21 protein-coding genes and 2 pseudogenes are annotated in these 23,099 nt (G+C 60.2%); 7 read left to right on the top strand and 16 right to left on the bottom strand.

Annotation, left to right across the window (positions count from 1 at the left end):
* Positions 1 to 53 precede the first annotated feature (53 nt).
* Together ACKWRH_RS33915 and ACKWRH_RS33910 are read right to left on the bottom strand one after the other, a co-directional pair.
* Positions 54 to 230 (bottom strand): hypothetical protein, encoded by a 177-nt coding sequence (locus ACKWRH_RS33915; RefSeq protein WP_445217067.1) that lies wholly within the window; start codon positions 228 to 230, stop codon positions 54 to 56.
* A 23-nt stretch (positions 231 to 253) separates the two neighbouring features.
* Positions 254 to 466, bottom strand: a complete 213-nt coding sequence (locus tag ACKWRH_RS33910) for a hypothetical protein (protein ID WP_445217066.1) — start codon at positions 464 to 466, stop codon at positions 254 to 256.
* Positions 467 to 1,003: 537 nt separating this feature from the next.
* Between ACKWRH_RS33910 and ACKWRH_RS33905 the strand changes: the two genes are divergently transcribed.
* Complete coding sequence (locus tag ACKWRH_RS33905) at positions 1,004 to 1,471, top strand: S1C family serine protease (RefSeq protein ID WP_445217065.1); 468 nt, start codon at positions 1,004 to 1,006, stop codon at positions 1,469 to 1,471.
* 72 nt (positions 1,472 to 1,543) lie between these two features.
* Here the strand turns inward: ACKWRH_RS33905 and ACKWRH_RS33900 are convergent, their stop codons facing one another.
* The 8 genes from ACKWRH_RS33900 to ACKWRH_RS33865 all read right to left on the bottom strand — a co-directional run bounded on the left by ACKWRH_RS33900 (position 1,544) and on the right by ACKWRH_RS33865 (position 7,401).
* A complete protein-coding gene (locus ACKWRH_RS33900) occupies positions 1,544 to 1,726 on the bottom strand; it encodes a hypothetical protein (protein ID WP_445217064.1) in 183 nt (60 codons plus the stop codon).
* Between the two features lie 23 nt (positions 1,727 to 1,749).
* Complete coding sequence (locus ACKWRH_RS33895; protein ID WP_445217063.1) at positions 1,750 to 2,466, bottom strand: CBS domain-containing protein; 717 nt, start codon at positions 2,464 to 2,466, stop codon at positions 1,750 to 1,752.
* 86 nt (positions 2,467 to 2,552) lie between these two features.
* A complete protein-coding gene (locus ACKWRH_RS33890; protein WP_445217062.1) occupies positions 2,553 to 3,074 on the bottom strand; it encodes an Hsp20/alpha crystallin family protein in 522 nt (173 codons plus the stop codon).
* Positions 3,075 to 3,337: 263 nt separating this feature from the next.
* Complete coding sequence (locus tag ACKWRH_RS33885; RefSeq protein ID WP_445217061.1) at positions 3,338 to 3,568, bottom strand: ChaB family protein; 231 nt, start codon at positions 3,566 to 3,568, stop codon at positions 3,338 to 3,340.
* Positions 3,569 to 3,627: 59 nt separating this feature from the next.
* Positions 3,628 to 5,250: a chaperonin GroEL gene (groL, locus tag ACKWRH_RS33880; RefSeq protein ID WP_445217060.1), complete on the bottom strand. Its 1,623-nt coding sequence runs from the start codon at positions 5,248 to 5,250 to the stop codon at positions 3,628 to 3,630.
* A 455-nt stretch (positions 5,251 to 5,705) separates the two neighbouring features.
* Complete coding sequence (locus ACKWRH_RS33875; protein ID WP_445217059.1) at positions 5,706 to 6,191, bottom strand: hypothetical protein; 486 nt, start codon at positions 6,189 to 6,191, stop codon at positions 5,706 to 5,708.
* Between the two features lie 26 nt (positions 6,192 to 6,217).
* A complete protein-coding gene (locus ACKWRH_RS33870; protein ID WP_445222520.1) occupies positions 6,218 to 6,475 on the bottom strand; it encodes a c-type cytochrome in 258 nt (85 codons plus the stop codon).
* 92 nt (positions 6,476 to 6,567) lie between these two features.
* The gene (locus tag ACKWRH_RS33865; RefSeq protein WP_445217058.1) at positions 6,568 to 7,401 is read right to left on the bottom strand and encodes a universal stress protein; all 834 of its coding nucleotides are present in this window, start codon (positions 7,399 to 7,401) and stop codon (positions 6,568 to 6,570) included.
* A gap of 126 nt (positions 7,402 to 7,527) precedes the next feature.
* Between ACKWRH_RS33865 and phbB the strand changes: the two genes are divergently transcribed.
* Entirely contained in the window at positions 7,528 to 8,253 is a 726-nt protein-coding gene (phbB, locus tag ACKWRH_RS33860) for an acetoacetyl-CoA reductase (protein ID WP_445217057.1), read from the top strand.
* A 337-nt stretch (positions 8,254 to 8,590) separates the two neighbouring features.
* On the top strand, positions 8,591 to 10,417 hold the full coding sequence (locus tag ACKWRH_RS33855; RefSeq protein ID WP_445217056.1) for a PHA/PHB synthase family protein: 1,827 nt from the start codon (positions 8,591 to 8,593) through the stop codon (positions 10,415 to 10,417).
* A 9-nt stretch (positions 10,418 to 10,426) separates the two neighbouring features.
* Here the strand turns inward: ACKWRH_RS33855 and ACKWRH_RS33850 are convergent, their stop codons facing one another.
* Positions 10,427 to 11,410 (bottom strand): zinc-dependent alcohol dehydrogenase family protein, encoded by a 984-nt coding sequence (locus ACKWRH_RS33850; RefSeq protein WP_445217055.1) that lies wholly within the window; start codon positions 11,408 to 11,410, stop codon positions 10,427 to 10,429.
* Between the two features lie 300 nt (positions 11,411 to 11,710).
* Between ACKWRH_RS33850 and ACKWRH_RS33845 the strand changes: the two genes are divergently transcribed.
* Both ACKWRH_RS33845 and ACKWRH_RS33840 read left to right on the top strand, forming a co-directional pair.
* Positions 11,711 to 12,538: a universal stress protein gene (locus tag ACKWRH_RS33845; RefSeq protein WP_445217054.1), complete on the top strand. Its 828-nt coding sequence runs from the start codon at positions 11,711 to 11,713 to the stop codon at positions 12,536 to 12,538.
* A gap of 115 nt (positions 12,539 to 12,653) precedes the next feature.
* A pseudogene (locus ACKWRH_RS33840) lies at positions 12,654 to 12,932 on the top strand (DUF1214 domain-containing protein); the annotation flags it as partial.
* Between the two features lie 610 nt (positions 12,933 to 13,542).
* Here ACKWRH_RS33840 and ACKWRH_RS33835 read toward each other — a convergent pair.
* A pseudogene (locus ACKWRH_RS33835) lies at positions 13,543 to 13,815 on the bottom strand (chromate transporter); the annotation flags it as partial.
* Between the two features lie 26 nt (positions 13,816 to 13,841).
* On the opposite strand from ACKWRH_RS33835, the gene ACKWRH_RS33830 reads away from it, so the two are divergent.
* Entirely contained in the window at positions 13,842 to 15,443 is a 1,602-nt protein-coding gene (locus tag ACKWRH_RS33830) for a multicopper oxidase family protein (protein ID WP_445217053.1), read from the top strand.
* Between the two features lie 9 nt (positions 15,444 to 15,452).
* On the opposite strand, the gene ACKWRH_RS33825 is transcribed toward ACKWRH_RS33830, so the two are convergent.
* Positions 15,453 to 15,587: a hypothetical protein gene (locus tag ACKWRH_RS33825; protein WP_445217052.1), complete on the bottom strand. Its 135-nt coding sequence runs from the start codon at positions 15,585 to 15,587 to the stop codon at positions 15,453 to 15,455.
* A gap of 2,067 nt (positions 15,588 to 17,654) precedes the next feature.
* On the opposite strand from ACKWRH_RS33825, the gene ACKWRH_RS33820 reads away from it, so the two are divergent.
* Entirely contained in the window at positions 17,655 to 19,400 is a 1,746-nt protein-coding gene (locus ACKWRH_RS33820; RefSeq protein WP_445217051.1) for an adenylate/guanylate cyclase domain-containing protein, read from the top strand.
* A gap of 184 nt (positions 19,401 to 19,584) precedes the next feature.
* Here the strand turns inward: ACKWRH_RS33820 and ACKWRH_RS33815 are convergent, their stop codons facing one another.
* The 3 genes from ACKWRH_RS33815 to ACKWRH_RS33805 form a co-directional block, all read right to left on the bottom strand.
* Complete coding sequence (locus tag ACKWRH_RS33815; protein ID WP_445217050.1) at positions 19,585 to 19,749, bottom strand: hypothetical protein; 165 nt, start codon at positions 19,747 to 19,749, stop codon at positions 19,585 to 19,587.
* A gap of 272 nt (positions 19,750 to 20,021) precedes the next feature.
* A complete protein-coding gene (locus ACKWRH_RS33810) occupies positions 20,022 to 20,996 on the bottom strand; it encodes an AraC family transcriptional regulator (RefSeq protein ID WP_445217049.1) in 975 nt (324 codons plus the stop codon).
* A 517-nt stretch (positions 20,997 to 21,513) separates the two neighbouring features.
* Positions 21,514 to 22,689, bottom strand: a complete 1,176-nt coding sequence (locus tag ACKWRH_RS33805; RefSeq protein WP_445222519.1) for an OpgC family protein — start codon at positions 22,687 to 22,689, stop codon at positions 21,514 to 21,516.
* Positions 22,690 to 23,099: the final 410 nt, after the last annotated feature.

Here is a 23,099-nt window from a genome sequence, read left to right as displayed (position 1 = left end):
AATACCCAGTGCGTCGTAGAACGTATGCATCACCTCGGAGGTGAACGATGCATTTATGAGTGCGCGCCCTGGTCCTCCTGTGTTCGACCGGCAAGTTCGGCGGTGGCGGTTCGGTTGCGCGGGCGAACCAGACGTTTGCGAAAATCGCCAATCGACGAATAAAAGAGCGTGATTTCGAGCACGCTATACAGCGCCAATATCATCAACGCCTTGATCGCTTCGGCGGTCATCTCACGATCCTCCAACAGCCGATCTAAATCGGGTGCCTCTCGCGTCGCGCGACCTCGGTAAGAGCATGGGCTGAACGAGCCTCGTAGACCGTCTGAGTCGTCGCCTTCGCATTCATTTCCGGATGAGTCAGGCGGGCGGTCAGTGCGGTCGCTACAATGGCGATGCTGGCGAGCAGCACGGAGACGACCACCTTCAGGTGCGTTGCCTTATCCACGGTGCAGATCGAATGGTTCATTGCAGGCCGCTCGTCATCGAGCCAAATGCGTGCCTGCGAAGCCCTTCTAAAGCATCCACCGTGCGGCTGAAATTTGGGGGCTTCACCTAAGGAAGTATCCTTAGGCCGGAAAAAGGTGGTGCAGCCCGTGGCCATCCAACATCCACCCGGAAATCTGCGAGCAGAGCGAAGCAATTTGAGAATCCTCAAATCGCTCCCAATCCAGGTCGTTAGTCTCTTCAGGTAACGTACTCTGATCGCCGGGGGCGGTGCCCTATGTCACACAGTATGTTTTGCCGATGTCTGAGATGGATAGGCCTCTCGGTGTGGAGTCTGACGCTTGTCCTCGGGTCCAGTGCCTGTTGGGGCGACGGTCTCTATAGAGAACAAGAAGAGACTTACTCGACGAGAAGCCTTGCTCCCCTCGTGAAACGCGTCTCGCCGGCTGTGGTGGGGATACGAAGCTGGGGCCTGCCGTCAGAGCCACGAATATTCGATCCGGAAGCTGGATTTCCAGATCCTCCTACACCTCGAGAGTTGCAGGGAGCGGGCGTAATCGTGGATGCCCTGACAGGGCTGATCGTCACCGCAGATCACCTGGTTGCAAACGCAACGGTCGTAAAAGCATTGCTCCAGGATGGGCGAGCCCTGAACGCCGTTCTGCTGGCCCGATCCGAGCGAGATGACGTTGCGCTACTGCGAATCGCCGCCGATAACCTTCGTGTACTGGCTTTGGAGAAACCTGGCGCGCTTGAGGTGGGAGAGCCCGTCCTGGCGATCGGCGATCCCCAGGATTGGGGACAGAGCGTGACATTTGGCATTGTTTCAGCGTTGCATCGTTCGTGCCCAGGCATCGCCAATAGCGATCTGATCCAATCAGATGTGCTTGTGGGCCAGGGGAGCTCGGGAGGCGCGCTGGTGAATATAAAGGGCAAGCTGATCGGAGTGATCGTCGCTCGAATAGGTGGTTTCGCTTTTGCAGCACCGGTCGACGCGATCACGAGGCTTTTTGTGTCCGCCCAATAGGATCAAGATCTTGCCGCGGTCATCGTCCTCGGCCCGTCGGCGATCCGAATTCCGATCCGGACGTATGCATGTTCAGCGAGGGGCGCGTCGGCTGCGCCCGGAATAGGCCGCAGCCAGCCCGACCAGGCCTGTGACAAGGAGCACTGCAACAAAGGTCTGAATCAAGCCGAAGTTCAGCGCGTCACCACGCGCTACGAACAGCGCCGTGATCGGCGCTGCTATGACAAATAGAATCCGAACGATCCATCCGAGCATGGCGACCTCGATCCGCGAGCAGACTAGCCCGCAGCCTTCATGTCTTTCTCCGACTCGGCCAAATATTCCGAGTAGGTGTGGCGGAGGTGGTCGTGAACCTCCTTGACGCCATTGGTGTTCTCGGCGGCAACGATCGTTGCCCGCCGGGCCTGATCGGTGGTGATGAGCCCGTGCAGATGCACGACACCTCGGCGGACGCTCACCTCAAATCCGATTGGGCGCCAGTCAGCCGCGTTGACCGCACGCGTGATGCGCTCGCGAATGTGCTCGTCATCGGCAGTCGGGTCGGGGATTTCATGCGCGAGGCTCGCCATTGCTTGCAACAGATTCGTCCTCGTGACGATTCCGACCGGCGCCTTGCTCCGCATTACCGGAACACGTTTGATGTCGTGCTTTTCCATCAGGTCGACCAGCTCGGCGAGCGAGGTCTCTTCCTGCACCGTGATAACGTGCCGCGTCATGACATCTTCGACCTTGCGGCCGCGCTCGTGAATGAATTCGGTGGCCGCTCGTGCCGGTCCCATGAAGAACTTCAGCCAGCCGGCGTGCTTGCGAGCGGTGCCGATCTCGCTGCGGCGAAGGAAGTCGCTTTCCGAGACGACGCCAACGAGTTTGCCGGCATCATCGATGACGGGCAGACCGCTGATGCGCATCCGAAGCATGATCTTGGCAGCTTCTTCGATCGTGGTGTGCGGCGTCACGGCGACGACGTCTTTAGTCATGACATGATGTGCGCGCATGATACGCCCTCCAAGGTCGACAATGCTCTGACTTCCATGATAGGGGCGAGGCTGCGGCTGGGGGCAGCCTCGCTCCGGTGAGGCCCTCAGGCGGCCCTCACGTTGATCGTCTTGGCCGGCTTCTGCGCCGCCTCGGTCTTCGGAAGCGTGACCTTGAGCACGCCGTTCTTGAAGGTCGCCTCGATCTTGTCGGCGTCGACCCCGTCCGGCAGCGTAAAATAGCGCTCGAAGGTGCCGTAGCGGCGCTCGGAGACGTAGTAGTCCTTCTTCTTTTGCTCGGTCTCTTCCCGCTTCTCGCCCTTGATGGTGAGAGCGCCGTTTGCGACCGTAATGTTGATGTTCTTTTCGTCGAGGCCAGGCAGCTCCGCCGTGATCTCGTAGGCCTTGTCGCTTTCGGCGACGTCGACGGCCGGCGCAGAGATCGACTTGGAGAGGTCGCGTTCGAGCCGTGCGAGCGATCGGAACGGCCGATTCCAGAAGCCGCTGCCGAAATCGTCGAAGATCTGATCGATTTCGCTTCTCAGTGCTTGAAACGGCCGCCATGTCTCGCTGCCGGCAACGGGCGCGCTGGACGGTTTCGTGACAGGTAATCTTGTCTCGGTTGCCATGATGATTTCTCCTTCGAGGTTTGACCATCCCGGTCGCCATGAAGCATAAGCACGGCCATCGGACGGAGGTTGATTTCGCTCAAGTTCGCGAGCCGCGCCGCAAAGGTGTTTCGAGCTGCCCGGGTTACACTCGCGTTTAGATTCACTGGAAAAAAGGTGGTGAGTGAGGCCTCGTTCAACGTGGCGCGAGCTCGGCGATCAGCGCCCTTCCGACGGAGCAAAATGCGGCAGCGAGACAGACATTTCTCGACCAACGGTCGAGATCATATGCGTCGGTCATGCATCCGGTCCCTCGGCGCCCATTGGTCGCCAAGTTTCACGTAGGAGCGCTTCACGGCGGCCCAGGCCGTTCGGTGTGCGATCTCTTCCTGCCGGAGGTCCCCGACATGCGAGGCAAAGGAGTGGTTGAACACTTCCCGATAGATGTCCAGGCCATGAGGGGGCAAGTGGTGTCGTACTCCGGCGGGAAGATCTTCGTTTGAACGATAAGGCATCGTCACATCCTGTGACAAATGATCCCGATGCTGGAGTTTGCGGCAGGGACGTGCCGCAACTACATCGCCATGTCGGGCTCAGGCAACCGCTCGCGTTTCGGTTCCGGAATTTCCGTCATCGTCGCTTCCGTCAAAAGAAGCACGCTTGCGACGGAAACCGCGTTTTCAAGCGCGGTCCGTACGACCTTCACCGGGTCGACGATGCCGGCCTCCACGAGGTCGACATAGACCTTCCGGGCGGCATCGAAGCCGAAATTGCCCTCGCTGCCAAGCATCCGTGCAACCACGACGCCCCCGTCGGTCGCGGAGTTCTCGGCAATTTGACGTGCGGGGGCTTCGAGTGCGCGCCTCAGGATCTGTACGCCCGTCCGTTCGTCGCCCTCGCACGTGGCCTCTTCCTTGGCCACAGCCTCGACGGCCCGAAGCAGCGCAAGGCCGCCGCCCGGCACGATGCCTTCCGCGACCGCAGCTTTCGTCGAGCTGATCGCGTCGTCCAGCGCCTCCTTTTTCGTTTTCATCTCTGCTTCGGTCGGTGCTCCCACCCGGATCACGGCAACGCCGCCCGATAGCTTGGCGAGGCGCTCCTCGAGCTTCTCGCGATCGTAGTCGCTGGTCGTCTTTTCGATTTCGACGCGGATTTGGGCGAGCCGCGCATCGATGCGGGCACGATCGCCACCACTGCCGATCAGGGTTGTATTCTCCTTGTCGGAGACCACGCGCGCGGCGCGACCGAGCTGTTGCAGGGCAGCGCTTTCCAGTTTCATGCCGATCTCCTCGGAGATCACTTGCGCGCCGGTCAGTATGGCAATGTCCTCCAGCATGGCCTTGCGTCGATCGCCAAAGCCGGGTGCCTTGACCGCGCAGGCCTTGAGTACGCCCCGAAGTTGATTGACGATGAGGGTGGCCAGGGCTTCGCCCTCGATGTCCTCGGCGATGATCAGAAGCGACCGGCCGCTTTTGGCGACCTGCTCGAGCAGGGGGACCAGATCGCGTAGCGCTCCGATCTTTTGATCGCAGAGCAGGACGTGTGGATCCTCCAACACAGCTTCCATCCGGTCGGCATCCGTGACGAAATAGGGCGACAGGAAGCCGCGGTCGAATTTCATGCCTTCGACGACGTCCAGGAGAGTCTCGGTCGTCTTGGACTCCTCGACCGAGATGACGCCGTCGCCGCCGACCTTTTCGATCGCATCTGCCACCAATTCACCAATGGACACATCGTTGTGCGCCGAAATCGTGGCGACCTGTACTTTCTCCGCTCTGGTCTTCACCGGCTTCGCCATGGCGTGCAAAGCCGCGATGGCGGCCCGGGTCCCACGATCGAGCCCGCGCTTGAGGTCGATCGCGCTGGCGCCGGCGACGACATTTCGAACTCCGTCCGAAAGGATGGCGTGAGCAAGGATGGTTGAAGTGCTGGTACCGTCGCCGACGACGTCTCCGGTCTTCTCTGCTGCCTGCCGCAACACCTGAGCACCCAGGTTCTCTTCGGCATCCTTGAGGTCGAATTCCTTGGCAATGGTGACGCCATCATTGCAGACGATAGGCGCCCCCCACCCCTTCTGAATCAGAACGGACTTTGACTTCGGGCCCAGGGTTACGCGCACGGCGTCTGCGAGCAGGGATGCGCCGCGCAGGACTTTTTCACGGGCTGCTGAGTGAAACAGGACTTGTTTGTGCGCCATTTGAATGCCTCAGATTTTCTGCCGATCCGAGACCAGTGTGTACGACTGCGCTTGGCCCAGCTTGATCCTGGTCAACGTGAGGCTGAGGGCCGAGACGCCCTTTGTAGTCGGCAGCGCAAAGTTCCACGCGGAGTGTTCCTAGCGCAATCTGCCCAGGGCACTGGTGCGGCATCCTGATTATGAAATCTTGAAACGTAGGTCCGCCGATGATCGCAGGCTGGGGGCAGGAAGCCTTCTCAGTCTCGTCACGCGAAACCCCGAGCACGCCGAGAGCCATATGCTTCTTCTCGGCCGAAAGAGGGCGCCGGAAAGGGTGGCCGCACTCCTCCTCGAAATGGACGAACGGCTGACCGTTTCACGCACTCTTTCGATCCTCAGAGATGAACAATTGCTGGTCTTCGACGGGCCGACACAGCGAAGGATCGAGTTGCTCGATCGCAAAGGACTGCGCTGCGTCAATTGTTCTGCGCTTTCCTCGATGGAGAGAATATCTGATTGGCAGGTGGCTCCTGGTCTGTCGGTATTGCCATTGCGATGAAGCTGCGCCCCAGCGAGGTATGGCAGGCATTACAGCCGTCCGTCAGTCCGCGCATGGAAGCAGCGAACTTGCGGCCGTCTCTCGTTTCTATCGCGTCTGCTATTGAGAGCAGCGGTTCTTCCATCGTGGTCACGTTGCTCACGGGAATGCCCGGGTAGAGTATGGCAGCTTGGGTAAGACTATCCGTCAACTGGCGCAGTTCATACGCGGCGAGCTCCCAGTTCTTCGACTTGCCTGCAAACCACAATTTCAGATGCTGAAGCTGCGCCGAACTCATGAGTTCGACCAGACGAGGCGCATACTGCCTTACGGTTGTGGAAGGCTGGAAGTCCGATTGGGCAGTTGCGGCTGTGCCCGCCAACGCCGAGATGGCAAAAGCCGCGCAGAGATTCCGTAGAGTCATCCAGCCATTCTCCAGAAATCGAGCCCTCATTGCTCCAGCGTCTTCAGGAAGGCCATAAAATCGCCAACCTGGTCCGAATCGAAACGAAACTCCGGCATCGCCGGATGCCCAGTGACGATGCCCTCGGCCAGTGCCTCTTGCAGCATCTCGATCGGATATCGTTCGTGTAGCGTCCTGAACGGAGGAGCGATCTTTAGTGGGCTGGGACTGACCCTGTCGGTGGAGTGGCACTTTGCACAATACAGCAGTGCGAGCCGCCGTCCTTGCTCGATGCTCGACGCCATAGTGGGGCCTGCGAAGAGAAGCAAAGCCGCGGCGAGAATGGCGCCTGTTATGGCGAGTTCAGTTCGGCGAAGTGTCCTCACGTCGTGCTCCATCAGTGCGACATTAGGACAGGAAGGGTCATACTCCGGAACATCTCCCGCGTAACGCCGCCGAACACCGTTTCCTGAAGCCGAGAATGCCCGTAGCCACCCATAACCAGGAGGTCGAGGCCTTCATCCGCAGCGATCGACAGGATGCTCGACTGCAGATTGCCACGGTCGGATTGAAGCGAAATGACTTTCGTCGGCAGGCCCTTCCGCGCAAGGTGTCTCGCGAGCCGTTCGGGCGATGCGTCGGCCGGAACCTCGGACGCGTTGAGGCTGATGGTCGTCAGGGCATCTGCTTCGGTGATGAATGGCATCGCGTCCCGCAACGCGCGAGCGGCGAGGCGACTGCCATCCCAGCAGATGCCGATGCGTGACGCTTTAAACGCGCCACGGAAAGTGTAAGGGATGAACAGCACCGGCCCGCCCGCCTGCAAGAGAAGCTCCTGTGGGACCCGGTTGTCGAACGTTTCGACGTCCGGATTCCCTTGTGACACGACCGTCAAATCGTGGAGGCGAGCCGCCGCACCAACCCTCGAAATGGTCTCGGCGACAGAGTCGCTCAGTGCGTATATCCCATAGGCGATCTTCGCGTTCTTCGCCTCGACCTCGAAAATGCGCAATGCGGCGTCGGCCCGTTCCAGAGCACGTTCGTACTCGAATTGCAGAGACGATGCGATGGCCGCACCGCCTTCCGCAACAAATGGTACGATCGTCGACGTGTATCCGGTCGCAATTGCATCCAGCTGTGCGCCTGTAGTCATCGCTAGGGAAACGGAAGCGTCGATGGCGGGCTGCGGCGAGCGCTCCGTCGGAATGTGCACCAGTAGGTCTCTAAACATGCGTGCCTCCCGCTCCGGTCTGGACGTTTAAGAACAGCACGTGTCGCCATTGGGTACCTTGACGCACGTCAAAGCGGCGGCAGGCGCGCCGGATATGTGTTTGTTACGACATGGGAGCTTTTTGACATGGTGCGGGTGGCATTGGTGACTGGCGGGACGAGGGGGATTGGTGCCGCCGTATCGCAAGCGCTCCAGAGTGCGGGTTACCTGGTGGCGGCGACCCACGCTGGAAACACCGAGGCGGCCAAAGCCTTCGCGAGCCGAACGGGCATCTCATCCTATCAATGGGACATCGGCGATTTCGATGGTTGTGCTGCCGGGGTGAGGTCCGTTGAGGCCTCGCTCGGGCCGATTGACATCCTGGTCAACAATGCCGGCATCGTTCGCGATGCGGCGCTTCACAAGATGACCCGGCCGCAGTGGGAGGCCGTGATCCGCACCAATCTCGACGGCATGTTCAACATGTGCCGGCAGGTGATCGAGGGCATGCGCGCACGAAAATATGGCCGGATCATCAACATTTCTTCGATCAACGGGCAGAAGGGCCAGTTCGGACAGACCAACTACTCCGCGGCCAAAGCCGGCGAGCTTGGGTTTACCAAGGCACTGGCGCTGGAGACGGCGCGGTTCGGAATCACGGTCAATGCCATTTGCCCCGGCTATATTCGTACCGAGATGCTGGACGCGGTGCCGCAGGATGTTCTGGAAAAGAATATCTTGCCGCAGATTCCTGTCGGCCGTCTTGGCCGACCCGAAGAGGTCGCGCGCGCCGTCGTGTTCCTGGCGGCGGATGAGGCGGGCTTCATCACCGGATCGACGCTCTCGATCAATGGCGGACAGTATATGGTTTGAGCGTGGGGTTGGTCGCCGATGTCAACGCTCCCAATTCGCACGAGCCGCTCACTTGAGGCTTACGAACTTGAACCAGCGGGGCGCTGGTCTGCTTCGGCCTGCGATAGACCGTCCGGACCGGAGCCGAGCGCGCCGTAGAGGACGTCCTTTGGCGTTTGCCAGAACTCGGCAGCTGCCAAACCCTTGGCCACGCTAGGCTGCTCGATCATCGATAGGCTCGCCGGTCTGTTGCTGCCTGGGCCAAGCGAAGGTGAGCGGCAGTCCAATCTCCGGGTTGATGCAGCTCAATCCGGCAGCGGTCGATATTGGTAGGCTGGTCGCGCCAAAGGAGTTCACCATGTCGCTTCCAGCATCCGCCGGCCGCATTCCCACGGCTTCCAATTCTGATCAGGTCCCCTTGGCGCCCCCGATCAATGACAGACCGGCGCCAGAGCAGCCGTCGAGCTCCGATACCGCCGTTGATGCCATCGACCGATCCTTTCACGCAACGCTGGTGCGCTTTACTGGCGGCCTCTCGCCGGCTGCGCTGGCTCTGGCCTTTGCCGACTGGCAATTGCATCTGCTGGCCTCGCCCGGAAAGCAGGCCAGTCTTGCCGGTCGCGCAATCCAGAACGCATTTGATTTTGTCGACGCCATGGTGCCGAGACATGCAACGTTCAAGGCTTGGTCCGTGATCAAGCCGCCGGAGAACGATCGCCGTTTCACGGGTACGGATTGGGAGCTGCCATCCTTCAATTTCTTAGCCCAGGCTTTCCTGCTGACCGAACAATGGTGGCATTCGACGACAACTGGCATTCACGGACTAGCCCATTCGAACGCAGCGATCGTCGACTTCGCGCTTCGTCAATGCCTGGACACGGTGGCCCCGACCAATTTTGCCATCAGTAATCCAGAGGTTCTGCGCAAGATCATGGAGACGGGCGGCGGCAATTTCGTCTACGGCCTGCACAACTTTGTCGAGGATTGGCGGGCTCTGCTCGCTGGTGCGAGGCTGAGGAGCGATCAGACTTGCGTGGTGGGTAAGGACGTTGCGATCACACCCGGCAAAGTCGTCTATCGCAACGAGCTGATCGAACTCATCCAGTATTCTCCGACGACGCCGACTGCGCGGCCCGAACCCGTTCTGATCGTGCCTGCCTGGATCATGAAGTACTACATTCTCGACCTGTCGCCGCGTAATTCTCTGGTCCGCTACCTAATTGAAAGCGGCTTCACCGTCTTCATAATCTCATGGAAGAACCCAACATCTGAGTATCGCAATCTCAGTCTCGAAGACTATCGCGAACTCGGGGTGGATGCCGCGATCACTGCCATCGACTCGATTCGGCCTGGGCAAGCCATCCACGCCGCGGGCTATTGCCTCGGCGGCACGCTGTTGTCGATCGCGGCGGCCAGGCTGGCTCGCGAGCGCCCCGACTGCCTGCGAACCGTGACATTGCTCGCGGCGCAAACCGATTTCACGGAAGCCGGCGAGCTGACCCTGTTCATCAACGAAAGCCAGGTCGCGTTCCTGGAGGATATGATGTGGCGGCAGGGGTTGCTCGGGACGGCACAGATGGCCGGTGCATTTCAGATGTTGCGGACCAACGACCTACTCTGGTCGCGAGTTGTGCGGGACTATCTGGTCGGAGAGCGCGCCGCACCGAGCGAGCTGATGTCGTGGAATGCCGATGCCACGCGTATGCCCTATCAAATGCATTCGGACTATCTGCGGCGGCTGTTCCTCAACAATGATCTTGCCGAGGGGCGTTATCAGGTCAACGGCAGGCCGGTCGCTCTCTCGGATATTCATATGCCGATGTTTGTCGTCGGCACGTTACGCGACCATGTCGCGCCCTGGAAATCGACGTACAAGATCAATTTCCTTGCCGATGCCGACATCACTTATGTCCTAACCAGTGGCGGACACAATGCCGGCATTGTCGCGCCGCTAGGCGAAGAGGGACGCAGCTATCAGGTGCTCACCAAGAAAGCGCATGATCTCTATCTCGGCCCGGACGAATGGATCCAGCGTGCGCCATCTCACGAAGGATCATGGTGGACCGAGTGGACGCGATTTCTTACCGCCCATTCCGGTCAACCTGTTCCGGCCCCCTTGCCAGGTGCGACAGAAAAAGGCGCGCCCTTGGGCGATGCGCCGGGCTCCTACGTGCTCGAGCAGTAGACGCGGCGGTCATGGACACAACACGGCTGCACCAACGAGCTTGCCGTCCCTCAGACGGGCGAGCGCCTCGTTGGCCTGACTGAGCGGGAATACGGTCGTGTGTGTTTGAATGTCGATCCTCGCCGCGGCGGCGAGAAAATCGATGCCGTCCTTTCGGGTCAGGTTTGCCACCGATATGATCTGCCGTTCACCCCAGAGGATATGGTAGGGAAACGACGGAATGTCGGACATGTGAATGCCGGCGCAGACGACACGCCCGCCCTTGCGCACCGCGCGCAGGGCCAGCGGCACCAATGGTCCGACCGGTGCGTATATGATCGCGGCATCGAGCTCGGTGGGCGGGGTATCCCCAGAGCCGCCGGCCCAGTCTGCGCCGAGCGAAAGCGCGAGCTCCTGTGCTTCCTGGTCGCCACCGCGGGTGAAGGCATAGACCTTCCGCCCTTGCCCACGAGCGACCTGCGCCACGATATGGCCGGCAGCACCGAAGCCATAGATGCCGAGCGTCTTGCCGTCGCCGGCCATCGCCAGGGATCGCCAGCCGATCAGACCGGCGCAAAGGAGAGGTGAAAGCGCGGCGTCTTCGCCGCGCTCGCCGAGCGGAAAGCAGTATCTGGCGTCGGCGATGAGGTGGCTGGCAAAGCCGCCGTCGCGCGTGTAGCCGGTAAATTTCGGACGATCGCAGAGATTTTCCTTGTCGGCGCCGCAGTACGCGCACTCGCCGCAGGTGAAGCCGAGCCAGGGAACGCCCACCCGCATGCCTAGTTCTAGCTCGTTGACGCTTGCTCCCAGTGCTTCGATGCGGCCGACGACTTCGTGCCCGGGGATGATTGGATAGCGAATGCCGGATAACTCGCCATCGACCACGTGCAGGTCAGTCCTGCACACACCGCACGCGCTGACTCTGACGCGGACCTCGCCAGGGCCCGGGATCGGGTCAGGTCGCTCTTGGAACGTCAACGGCGCGCCGCGCGCGGAGAGAACCATCGCGTACATGTCGCATTCCCGTTGTGGCCCGCTTGCACCGTGCCGTCGCGTCTCGCGGTCTACGGAGACAGTTTGCGGCGTTCGCTAGGAAGGCGCAACAAGTGATTTCCGCAGGCGCTTCACGATGACTGCTATTAACGCGTGAGCAGCGATAGCGAGGCGGTGTAGGCGGCGCTCAAGAATCGCGCCGATTGCTGGGATAGACTTCGCCGCAGGCGACCATATACCCGAAGTCGGGCAAGGGTTGACCTGCGTCAAATCGGCGACATTGGGATCAGCTAGAATAGGGCCATTCTCGGAGAAGCGTTGATGGCTATCAAGGATATGCTTTTGCCGCTCATTGGGAACCCAAGCCCAAGATTAACTGCAGCGATCGCGAAATGCGTTGATGTGGCGGCGAGTTTCGACGCCGAGATCACTGCGCTGGCTGTCGAAGAGGATGTCTCTGTTCGGCCGCAAGTCATGATCTCGGCCGATTTCCCCGACGAGGTCAGAAGCACTACGGATGCGCAAGGCTTATTGAAAGCGTTCGATGCCGCCGTCTCCGAGGTCGGGGTACGCAACGTACAGAGGGTTGCGCATTTGAGAGTGGGGGATGCCCCGAAACACCTTGCGCTATGCGCACGCCCGAAGGATTTGTCGATTGTTCCGGTCAAGCCGGACGATGACCGAGCGGAAAAGGTCATCGAGGGATTGATTTTTCAATCAGGTCGACCGATTCTGTTGTGCCCGGAAGAACTCGCCGCCGAGCTGCCTGTCAACTTCGACCGGGTGATCGTTGCCTGGGACCATAGCGCGCCGGCTGCAAGAGTCGTTGGCGATGCCCTGTCGATGCTGCGCCGTGCTCGCGATGTGCAGATCATCACAGCGACCGACGGCAACACCCTGGCGGAGCAGCAGTCGGGTGCGGCAGTGGTCCGCCATCTGGCTGAACATGGCATTAGCGCAAGCTTCGAAACGGTGCGGATTGATGGCAGTTCCGTCGGGAAGATACTCGAGGCGGAGGTCAAAGTTAGAGGCGCCGATCTCTTGGTCATGGGGGCCTACGGTCATTATCGGTTGAGCGAATGGGTTTGGGGCGGCGCGACCAAGACTATCATCGGGCGGCCACCCTGCTGGGTGATAATGTCGCATTGAAACGCTCGTCTCGGGCCGAGCAAGGGTGACGCTCGATGTGGGACACGGCTGTGGAATGGGCAGCCCGGACCATCCGGGACCGCGACTTCGAGTCTCAAGCGTCGTGTTCTGCAATAGTGGCTCCTGGTCTTTGACCTTGTACAACGACAAGCACCTCTTCAACCCTAACGACCTCAAGCGCTACTCGCTCGGCACCAAGAACAAGAACCTGAAGCGCAATGCCGACGGGTCGCTCTCGCTGTACGCCGGCGCGAAGTCGCCGGGTGGAGACAAGGAATCGAACTGGCTGCCCGCGCCAGGCGGACGTTTCTCGCTCTATCTTCGCTCCTACTGGGGGAAGGAGGGCATCCTCGATGGATCGTGGAAGCCGCCGGTCCTCCGGAAGGTCGCTCAAGAAGTTCTGTGTCGGGGGTCTGCAAGGGCCCTCGGCAAAGTCCGCTCTGGGTTAAAATGCGAAGAACTCAACTTGAGCAAATCGAGTCCACAATGCCTTTCGGAGCGGACCTCATTGGGACGTGCCGCCACTTCCCTGATGGGCCGATACTGTTGCAAAAGTCGAAAGTTGCAGCGGTCCAAATTTTTAGCGAAAACCTGAAGCGCAAAGAGGTCGACGATTCACATAGCCTCGGTCGCGCTACCGAAGTCGCCCATGAATTTGGCGCAAGGCGACGAGGTCCCTCAGATCATTACACGAAGAACGCGCCAGCGGCCCTCAGAATTTTTGACGTCTCCTGCAAAACGACTTTTGCAACACAATCGGCCACTTGCTGACATCGCAGGAGTGAAACGCCGTGGTTAGCCGTGGGTCACGCCCGCAGCCCGAAGTCAGATTAGCGCCGCTAGAACTCCAGCAACGGCGCTGAAGGCGACCACGACCAGCGGAGGGGCGCGCCAGGCGACCAGCAAGACGAAGCCGACAAGCGCAATGCCAAAATCCTTCCCCGTGTGCACGGTCGTGGTCCAGACCGGCTCGTAAAGTGCAGCACCTGCACGCCGACCACGGCGGCATTGAGCCCACCAAGGTAGCCGGCTCGCATCAGGCCGATCGAGAAGCCGACCTGGCTGCTGGCGGGGCCGGGCAGGAATTGGCACAGGCCGACGAGGTCGGCGAAGGCGTGCTCATCGATCCACTTTCGTCGCAGAACGAACTCGTCGCGGAAGTAACCGATGTGGGCGATCGGACCGCCGAAACACGTCAGCCCCAATTTGAGAAAGATCAGGAGCACTTCAGCAGGCGAGACGACACCTGTGCTCCCGTCGGTCGCGTCATCCCTCATACTTTTCCTTCACCCCGCATCTTCGGATGTCGTTCTGGCGGTTATCGAATTTCGATAAAAGGGCGGTTCTCTCGTCCGTTTCGGCCAAAACGGACTCCCTCACTCAACTTCTTTTGTTGGCGGAATTTGCTCTCTTGGCTGTCGCGGGCCGATCGACCGGTGATACTCAACGGCGTCCGAAGGAGGCTAGAGCGATGACAAAGATCGATCGACGTGGAGACACGCGGAGACGAACGCTTATCAGCCGGAGAACTCTGCTGCGCGGCGCGCAGGCCGGTGCACTCTCGCTCATGAGCGCCAAGACCCTCCCGCTCGTTCGTGCTCAGGCGCTGCCCAAGGAGACTGTCGACCACAAGATCAGAATTGCACCGACATCGCTTGAGATCGCGCCCGGACAGGTCATCAAGACCACCGCCTACAACGGGACTGTTCCCGGGCCCGCGCTGCGCGTCAAGGAAGGCCAGCCCGTCCGGATCGAAGTCACCAACGATTCCGGCTACCCTAACTTGATCCACTCGCACGGCTTGATGATCCCTTCGCAGCAGGATGGGTCGACGGAAGAAGGCTCGCCGATCATCGAGCCCGGCAAATCCTTGACCTACGAGTACGTCGCGAAACCCGCTGGGACCCGCTGGTACCACAGCCACGCGATGGCCATGACCGATCTCAACAAGAGCACCTATACGGGCGAGTTCGGATTCCTCATCGTGGAGCCCGCCGCCGGCGATCCCGGCAGCTATGACCGCGAGGTGCTTCTTGCCGCTCACCATTGGGGCGGTCACTGGGTCAGCATGCAGGACATCAAAAAAGGCCCGCCGCCGGACAACGGACTTGAGGTCATGTATCACGCCGCGACCCTCGGCGATCGCATGCTGGGCCACGGAGAACCGATCCGGGTGCGCGAAGGCGAGCGCGTGCTCTTCCGGGTGCTCAACGCGAGCGGCAATATGGGCATCTCGCTTGCACTGCCCGGACATCGTTTCAAGGTGCTGGCGCTGGACGGCAATCCGGTCCCGACATCTGCGACCGTTGATAACCTGAAACTCGACGTCGCCGAGCGCGCCGACGTGATCGTGGAGATGAACAATCCCGGCGTCTGGGTCTTCGGCTCGACGGAGGATGAGGACCGCAACATGGGAATGGGCGTGGTCGTCGAATACGCCGGCCACAGCGGCGAGCCGACCTGGTCGGCGCCCGCGGAATCTAGTTGGGATTACACCGCATTCGGACACTCCGAGGTGCCGGCCGCTGCGCCGGACGAGACGATTGGCCTCAAATTCGAGAAGATTCCCGGCGGAAGGGGCGGCTACAATCGCTGGACCATCAACGGAAAGTCATGGCCGGACACGAATCCGCTTTTCACCGTCGTCAAGGGCAAGCGGTATCGTCTGGTGCTGAACAACAACAGCGGCGACGAGCATCCCGTGCACCTGCATCGCCACTCGTTCGAGATCACGAAGGTCGGGGACAAGCCGACCTCCGGGGTGATCAAGGATACGATCAGCATGCCCAGGTACTCTACTGCCGAGGTCGATTTCGTTGCCGACGACCCCGGACCGACCTTCTTCCACTGCCACCACCAAGACCACATGGACGAAGGCTTCGCGGGGCTGATCACGTACGGATGACCCGATCGCCTATTTCTCGATGGCTTCGCCCGTGAATTCGAGTACCCGCAATTTCGCCAGCGCCAGCCCGCGCTTGCCGAGCAGCGTCGCCCGGTAGAGCGTGCGCGCGATTTGACCCGGATGCTCCTTGCGTGGCCGCTGCACCGAGAAACGTCCTGAACTTCATCCCGTCTTCCTCCGCTTCTTAATCTCGGCGATCCGCAAGTCGGCTTCGGAGCGCTCTTCACGTGATCTTTGGTCGATCAAATGGCCGTGGCCGTGGCCGTTGGCTGATGGTTGGCTGGCCCGGACGGCGGCCCCGACGCCGCGAGCAAACAGGTCAGTCAATGCCGAAGATTGCCATTCGGCGCCTTGCGCGGTCGCAGCTGCTGCCCGAATTTGGCTTCGCAGACGCATCCTCCCAAAGCGCTCGTGAGCTTTGATTTTGGGCTTAGTCTGCGTTGTCGTGGAACCGACCGAGAAATGAGAACTTTGCAGGCTTGGTTGAACTGCATTCACTCATTTAGATGTCAGTTTGGATGTCGCGCAGTCCTGGCAAGCTGACCTGGGCGTACAATATCGAACTCAAAGACCACCACCGCGCCCTATGCGACGCTCGCGCAGCAGCCCAACTTGATCAATGCAAAGCGTGATGAGAGTAGGAGCGGGACAGAAGAGATTGCGGCGTGATCGCAGATCCTGAAGTCGAGCGAGCGCCGGTACCTCGCCACGGCAAGCTCCTCTTCATCAAGCAAGGGTGCGCGCTTGCGTCTCTCGCCACAACTTTGTATCACCGACACAAGACACAGGCGCATCGTGTTCGGTCGATTTAATTGATTTATCTGCAGAATTTCCGGTTTTGGTAGAGAGTCCCTCTCCCGCTACCACAACTAGGGTAGCTACCAACTCCCGAAATTCTTCAGTTATTTCAATGGATTGAACCGTATTCTATCGCAGCGGCGCGACCTGTGTCCCTCACACTGGACACGGTCTTGAAGATGGCTCGCCACGCTTACCTTTCCCGCCGGGACGGCAGATACCTGTTTAGAGCGCGTCTGCCGGCTTGTCTGGCGGTGGGATCCAAGTCAGCGTTTCGGATAAGCGACCGGGCGCATCTCTACATCGCGAAGACGCGTAGCCGACATCAAGCCGGTTTGTCGCAGACGCTACTTGAGACCCATATCAGGATCGGTTCAGTCTCAGGCGCGATCTAGCCATCAGCGGCTTGGGACCACGATTCTCAGCGCGGACGGCCTCGCGTCTGGGCTTCGTGATGCGCGCCTTGAGAGTGTTCCGCCGGTAACGGCCGCTCACCCACGTTCGAAGAAGACGGTACGCCGTTGGGCCTGCAACTGGTCTGCGCGTAACACAAGATGCGGATCTCTTCGCGATCTCGCGTGGGATATCGCTTGATCAGATGGGTCCCAACCACGATCGTGACAGGGTCGATGCCCGATCGGTGCAGGCGCAGCCGCAACTTTTCCGGAATCGGACGGACTAGCGTCACATCTCTTTGAGGGACCGGTGCGGGCCTTTTCCGTTTGGTCCCGTTCTATGGCGAAGAGCGCCATTTAATCGATGCCTCCCTGCCGGTGATTCTCGCCTCACCCAGAGGCGCGGTATTCCCTAGCTATGCTCGCGATTTCGGCAATCGCGCCAGCGAGGTCCTATCCGCCGTCAAACGGCTTTTCGAGGTTTAGCGAGCTGCGCCGCTTCGGATTGCTGCCTGCGCCGGCTAGGCCCGGGGTCGGGTCCATCCGGCCTTGCGTCGGCGCCGGCGTCGTCAGAAGCGGCGTTGCTGTTGCCGGTGCCGGCTACAAGCTCAGGTCGGATCTGGACCTCGAAGCATAGGCGGCGAGATGGGTGGAGCGCGCACCCGCTGCATCGAGACGACCGCGAACGCGCGTACGGCAAAACCGTGTGGTCCTTTCCGCAAGAGCCTTTTATGGTCTGTCAAGATCGTTGTAAGATATTGAATATGAAGACAATTATCAAATGTAGTTGAAGGGTTGAGGGTCCGCCACGAACCCGCCGGGCCCTATTAGGCCCTATTTCACATGTTGCTCGCCGTGGTCCGTTCCCGGTGTCCTGTAGCCCTACCGCTCCGGGCGGTCGTGCGGCCTTCCTAGGACCTCGCCCCTGACGCCTTTGCGTCGCCGCTCCCGGTGTGCGGTGTGCTAGGCTGCTTCTTGTCTCAGCGGCGTGGTTAGTCTGGCCGTTCGGAGGGCCGCCGTGACCGAGCAGCGGGTTCAGAGACGACTAGCGGCGATCTTGGCTGCCGACGTCGTCGGTTACTCTGCGTTGATGCAACGCGCTGAGGAAGCCACCTACGCCGAGTTCGAGTGGCTGAAGCGCGAAGTCATCGAGCCTGGCCTCTCCCGCAACAATGGGCGACTGATCAAGACCACGGGTGACGGCGCGTTGGCCGAGTTCGCAAGTCCATCGGCTGCGGTGCGGTGCGCGGTGGAGATACAGGAAAGCATCGCATCAGGCCGAAGCTCCCTTAAGCTACGCATCGGGGTCAATCTCGGGGAGGTTATCGTCGGCGCCGACGGCGATCTTTTTGGCGACGGGATCAACATTGCTGTCCGGCTGGAGGGGACAGCCGATCCAGGCGGCATCCTGATTTCCGAAAAGGTGCACAGCGAGGTCGAGGGTAAGCTGGACGTTGGCTTCGAGGACCGGGGCGAACAGCAGCTCAAGAACATTTCTAAACCGATCCGTGCTTACGCGGTACGCGCAGGGGGGGATAGCGCGCGGATCGATAGGCTGAGTGCGGTCCCGCCACTCCCGGACAAGCCCTCCATCGCCGTGTTGCCGTTCGAGAACATGAGCGGCGATCCCGAACAGGAGTATTTTGCGGACGGAATGGTGGAGGAAATCATCACCGCACTCTCGCGGTTCAAATGGTTGTTCGTGATCGCTCGCAATTCGAGCTTTACTTTCAAGGGGCGAGCGGTCGATGCCAAGGAAGTCGGGCTCAGGCTTGGCGTCCGCTACGTACTTGAAGGCTCTGTGCGCAAGGCGTCAGGGAAAGTTCGTATCACAGGGCAACTAATTGACGCGATCACAGGGGCACACATTTGGGCGGACAGGTTCGAGCGTGATCTGACAGATATTTTCGCGCTTCAGGACGACGTGACGGTCGCCGTTGTCTCAGCCATTGAACCAAAGTTGCTTCAAACGGAAATAGCAATGGCGGCGCGGCGGCGACCGGAGAACCTGACCGCCTATGACTTTTTTCTGCGGGCTATGCAGCAGTGGTACCTAGCGACCCGCGAAGGGAATACCGAGGCGATCAGGTTGGCGCATTGTGCTTTGGAGCTGGACCCTCGGTTCGGCCCAGTCGCGGCTCTGGCAGGTAACCTTCACATGCAAAACGTCCTTCAGGGCTATGCTGTCGATCCTCAATTCGAGCGCCGGGAAGCAGTTCGGCTTTCTCGTTTGGCATTGAGCATCGACGACAGTGATCCCGACACGTTAGCAAGAGCTGCCGCAATCTCGGCGTTCATGGTCGGCGATAGTGAAAGTGAGATCGAAATGGCAGACCGGGCGGTCGCCCTCAACCCGAATTCATTTTGGGCATGGCACTGCAGAGGCTGGGTCTTAAAAGTTGCCGGGCTGCCGGAGGGAGCGATCCTGAGCTTCGAACGCGCCATTCGCATGAGTCCGGTAGACCCGCTGCTACACCGGTCGTTTACTGGGATGGGGACTGCCTTAATCGAGCTTGGTCGGTTTGACGAGGCCATCGCCGCAGGGAAAAAATCCCTACGTCAGAACCCTTCCTTTCCGACATCTTACCGCTGTCTCGCGTCCGCATTTGCCCACCTCGGACGTGATGCGGAAGCACGTGAGGCGGCAGCGCATCTGCTTGAGACCGATCCCGCGTTTACGATATCCGCGTACATCGCCCGGGGCGGACAATCAAACTCGAAACTGCTGATTGAGGGCCTCCGGAAAGCGGGGTTGCCCGAATAGCGCTCCAACTGCGACCAGCTGATCGATCGACGGCTTATGGGCACTAAGTTGCGGTCCCGGATTATCCGTTCTCGCGTCGCTCTTGGTGGCTGACGGCGGCTCAATGCTGGCACGCTTCACATCGAGGGGCGTGAGAAGGTTGCAGATCACTCGGTAGATGATTGAGCGCGCCCCGGGGGCCGGCTCACTGCGGCCAATCCTTGCAGAGTTTGACTGCGATCATGATCATCGAGCCGATCGCGACCAGCACCGGGCAGGTAAACGGCAACTCTTCCAGCAGGCCGGCAAGGGCCACCCGGACGCGGAGAGTTCTCTTCACACGCGCGAAGCGCCAGCCTGCCACACCCATCGGACATCTCCGTTTGGCCCCCAGCAGCGGCGGTCTCACTCTTCAGCGCGAAGCGATCTCCGGCTATAGCCCATTCGGATGTATCCCTGGATCAAGGTGAAGGAACCCTTGCATGGCCTGCTCGGCCCCTTGCAGCCGATCAGCGCCGCTGCAGTAGTCCGTGAGCACGCAGGTAGCCCCGCGCTCCTGGCGTGGTGCAGGGCTTTCCTGCGGCCTTACGCAGCGCCAAGTCTGCGCTTCTGCCGTCCCGTGAGGTCGAGTTGTCCGCGTTCTCAGCGGCCGTCGCCCGCGCATTGTGATGGGGCGCAGCATGACTTCTGCCGCACGATCGATGCGGCGCGCACGCCTGATGGCGTCTCGCCGAAGCGCCGGCGGAACGAGCGATTGAAATGAGAAACGTCACCAAAGCCGACTGCAAACGCGATATCGATGATGGCCAAATGCAGGTGGCGCGGGTCAGTCAGCATCGCGAAGGCACGCTCAAGCCGGCACCCTGCAAGGTGCTCGGTGAACGACTTTCCAGTCCCCTCGAGCAATTTTTGCACGTATCGCCGCGACATACCGACTGCTCCAGCGACATTGTGCAGATCGAAATTGGGATCGCTGGAGCGCTTCGCGACCTCCGCTAGGATCGCCTGTAGCCTGGCTGCCTTCACACCACGCTCCGCAACGATGTTTGCAGCTTCGGCGGTCGGTCCGAGCGTCGCGGCCACGAGATCGAGGAGATGTGCGCCGACGGTGGAGGCGAGTTTTGATGACGAAGGTTCTTTGAAGGATGCGAGCGACCGCAGGTAGAGGTGGAGCAGCCGAAGCGCCGGTCCAGGATGCACCGGCCGACCTGATAGATCTTCCGGCTGCGCAACCAGAGACCTAAGGGCGGCAGCCTGCACGGTCACGAATTTGACCCTGGCGCCGCGCGACCCAAATACTCGAAGCAGCCTTCCCCGGTCAATCAAACAAGCGGAGCCGGCATTATAGACATGTTCCTGGCCGGCATTTGCAAATTGGACCGGTCCAGCCTCGACGATGTTTAGTCCGAATTGCTCACGGCTATCCTTGAGGTGGTATTTGTGACGGATAAACTCGACCGGCCTGGTGCTAATGCTACAAACGCCAACCGTGCCGAGCGGCAAGTAAGTGACGTCGATACGCGGGCGGCCGCCGCTGTGATCTATCACGTCCAAGGCGAGGTTCAGCCGCGCAAACTCTTCACGGAACGTGGAGAACCGCATGTGCTCCGGCAGCATCTCAGTCGACCATCGCACAAGGGGAGATGACGTTGGCATGCTGGCCTCCCGTTTCGGTGCCAAACCACGCAAGAACGACTGAGCCCGCCCGAACGAAATCTGTAAATGCCTCGAATGACGCCAAGACGTCTCAAGAGATTATATCGCGCCGCAGCTGCGGTTCAGGTGTGAAGTGGATTACAGACGGAGGTGGAACCTCAAGAAAATGATGTGGAATTTCCCGTCGGGCTATCGATGCTGACGCGGTTCGCATCGAGGTTGCGATGATACGCGAGACCTCGTGGGTAGCGGACCCTCCGCAATCGGTCGTTCGGGTCCTTCGCGGCGTGTGGGTTTGGGGGGACCGCGCGACGGCGTCCTCGGCGGACGTCTACATAGGGGTACATGCCGGCGTCGCGGCGATCTTCGTCCTCGGTCCGCTCGCACCCCGCAAGCCGACACAACGTGTGCGAATAGGGAAGCAGCTAAGGGCCAAGAGCCGTTCGCCGTGCTCCACGCAATCTACCAGTTTACAGTTTTAGCGAACCGGCGGAACTTTCTCGATCAACTGCGTCCACTCTGACTTCCGCTCGCGCTTGAGGCTGATCGCGTTCAGTAGCCGCGCGGCGACGATCATCATCAGGACTCCAGCAAAACTGACCACGATCTGCATCGCAAGCCCCTCGGAGAGGTCGAGCAGCGTAAGGTGGCCAGCGAGCGCCAGAAGGACGCCGAGACAATAGATCGGCAGCGAATTCTCGCCACACCACCTTGCGCAGCTCAGCGCCGGCGTTGATAGCGCTCCCCAATTCTGAGGAATGAATCGCAGTGCCACAATTGCAAGAGCCACAAAATGCAGCAGCCGTATCGGACTGAGATTCGATTTATCCAATGGAAACACCAGATCCTTCAAAATTTGCGGGACCAGCGGCTTGATGCTCCAACTCTGTGCAAGGAGCAGGCCGAAAACCAGATAGAGAACGGCCAGAACAAGCGCCGGGCGCGACATCATCCATGGCCGGAATTTCCCTCCCTCAACGACGCACCATGCGCCCAGCACGATCAGAAGCTGCCAAGCCAGCGGATTAAAGAACCAGACGCCATTGGGCCAGGCTGGCACACTCCAACCGAAAACGTGCACGAGTGCGTACAGCAACAGGGACGCTCCAAGCGTCACCTTCGGTGCTCGCAGCAGCAGCCACAGCAGCGGCGGAAACAGCACGTGAAAAATCACAAAAACCGGCAAGACGTCGGTATTGACGGGCCGGTATTGCAGGATTGCGGCGTGCGCAAGCGTGGCGCCCGGATGCTCGAGCAGAATTCGCGTATTGCTCTCGTCGGCGAGATCATCGCTGCCCGCAAGGTAGACGAGGACGACGCAAGCGAGCGTGAGCAGCAGAAACGCCGCATAGATGTCCCATCCTCGCCGCAGCGAACGGCCGATCATGCCGCTCCAGCCCTCGCGCTCCCGTGCTCTGCCGTAGGCGAGTGCGCAGGTCGCGCCCGAGAGGAACATGAATATCTCGGCGGCATCGCAGAAGCCGTAGTTGCGCGGTGTCAGCCAGCTCCCGATGTTATTGGGAACGTGATCGAGAAAGATCCACCATAACGCGATCCCGCGACAGATGTCGATACGCAGATCGCGGCCAGCCGCTTTGAACTCCGGCGGAGTTTCGCCGAACCATCGCGTCGAGGTGTGAGTTCGATCATCCATCTGCCGGCCTGTCTGCGCGCGCTCGCACTCATGGGGTCGATAACGCGCGCCAGCTACCCGTTGGATGATGGGGGCTCCTTGGTCGCCCAGCTGCTCCTCTGAGCGCCGGGGTCGGCAGGATCGTCGTCCTCCCAAGGCACTTGCAAGGTTATGTCGCCGACGCCCCGTATCAAAAGTTGCTTTCGCATTTCGATGAGACGCGCACGGCAGTATTCGCGATAAAGCATGTCGACTATGGCGGACATGATCGAATCCCTTCCTGATCACCACGGTTGACGTCCCATGTGACAGATTTCGACCATTTCACCCGGCGGCTGAAAAGGAGCTGTGCCGGGACGTAATTTGTGTCCGACGGACCTTAATGGTGATGCGACGATCAAGGCACGACAGGAAATCGGTAGAGGATAGTC

This window comes from Bradyrhizobium sp. Pa8 (genome assembly GCF_052588265.1).
The sequence above is the reverse complement of the archived record's forward strand: the minus strand, read 5'-3'. Positions and strand labels throughout refer to the sequence as shown.

What these genes read in the sequence shown, in the direction of transcription:
- ACKWRH_RS33870 (WP_445222520.1), bottom strand. Translation starts at nt 6,475, where the DNA reads ATGGCGTCGAGCATCGAGCAAGGACGGCGGCTCGCACTGCTGTATTGT.
- ACKWRH_RS33915 (WP_445217067.1), bottom strand. Translation starts at nt 230, where the DNA reads ATGACCGCCGAAGCGATCAAGGCGTTGATGATATTGGCGCTGTATAGC.
- ACKWRH_RS33875 (WP_445217059.1), bottom strand. Translation starts at nt 6,191, where the DNA reads ATGACTCTACGGAATCTCTGCGCGGCTTTTGCCATCTCGGCGTTGGCG.
- phbB (WP_445217057.1), top strand. Translation starts at nt 7,528, where the DNA reads ATGGTGCGGGTGGCATTGGTGACTGGCGGGACGAGGGGGATTGGTGCC.
- ACKWRH_RS33895 (WP_445217063.1), bottom strand. Translation starts at nt 2,466, where the DNA reads ATGCGCGCACATCATGTCATGACTAAAGACGTCGTCGCCGTGACGCCG.
- ACKWRH_RS33885 (WP_445217061.1), bottom strand. Translation starts at nt 3,568, where the DNA reads ATGCCTTATCGTTCAAACGAAGATCTTCCCGCCGGAGTACGACACCAC.
- ACKWRH_RS33815 (WP_445217050.1), bottom strand. Translation starts at nt 19,749, where the DNA reads ATGGGTGTGGCAGGCTGGCGCTTCGCGCGTGTGAAGAGAACTCTCCGC.
- ACKWRH_RS33865 (WP_445217058.1), bottom strand. Translation starts at nt 7,401, where the DNA reads ATGTTTAGAGACCTACTGGTGCACATTCCGACGGAGCGCTCGCCGCAG.
- ACKWRH_RS33830 (WP_445217053.1), top strand. Translation starts at nt 13,842, where the DNA reads ATGTCGTTCTGGCGGTTATCGAATTTCGATAAAAGGGCGGTTCTCTCG.
- ACKWRH_RS33850 (WP_445217055.1), bottom strand. Translation starts at nt 11,410, where the DNA reads ATGTACGCGATGGTTCTCTCCGCGCGCGGCGCGCCGTTGACGTTCCAA.
- ACKWRH_RS33855 (WP_445217056.1), top strand. Translation starts at nt 8,591, where the DNA reads ATGTCGCTTCCAGCATCCGCCGGCCGCATTCCCACGGCTTCCAATTCT.
- ACKWRH_RS33845 (WP_445217054.1), top strand. Translation starts at nt 11,711, where the DNA reads ATGGCTATCAAGGATATGCTTTTGCCGCTCATTGGGAACCCAAGCCCA.
- ACKWRH_RS33900 (WP_445217064.1), bottom strand. Translation starts at nt 1,726, where the DNA reads ATGCTCGGATGGATCGTTCGGATTCTATTTGTCATAGCAGCGCCGATC.
- ACKWRH_RS33805 (WP_445222519.1), bottom strand. Translation starts at nt 22,689, where the DNA reads ATGGATGATCGAACTCACACCTCGACGCGATGGTTCGGCGAAACTCCG.
- groL (WP_445217060.1), bottom strand. Translation starts at nt 5,250, where the DNA reads ATGGCGCACAAACAAGTCCTGTTTCACTCAGCAGCCCGTGAAAAAGTC.
- ACKWRH_RS33890 (WP_445217062.1), bottom strand. Translation starts at nt 3,074, where the DNA reads ATGGCAACCGAGACAAGATTACCTGTCACGAAACCGTCCAGCGCGCCC.
- ACKWRH_RS33910 (WP_445217066.1), bottom strand. Translation starts at nt 466, where the DNA reads ATGAACCATTCGATCTGCACCGTGGATAAGGCAACGCACCTGAAGGTG.
- ACKWRH_RS33810 (WP_445217049.1), bottom strand. Translation starts at nt 20,996, where the DNA reads ATGCTGCCGGAGCACATGCGGTTCTCCACGTTCCGTGAAGAGTTTGCG.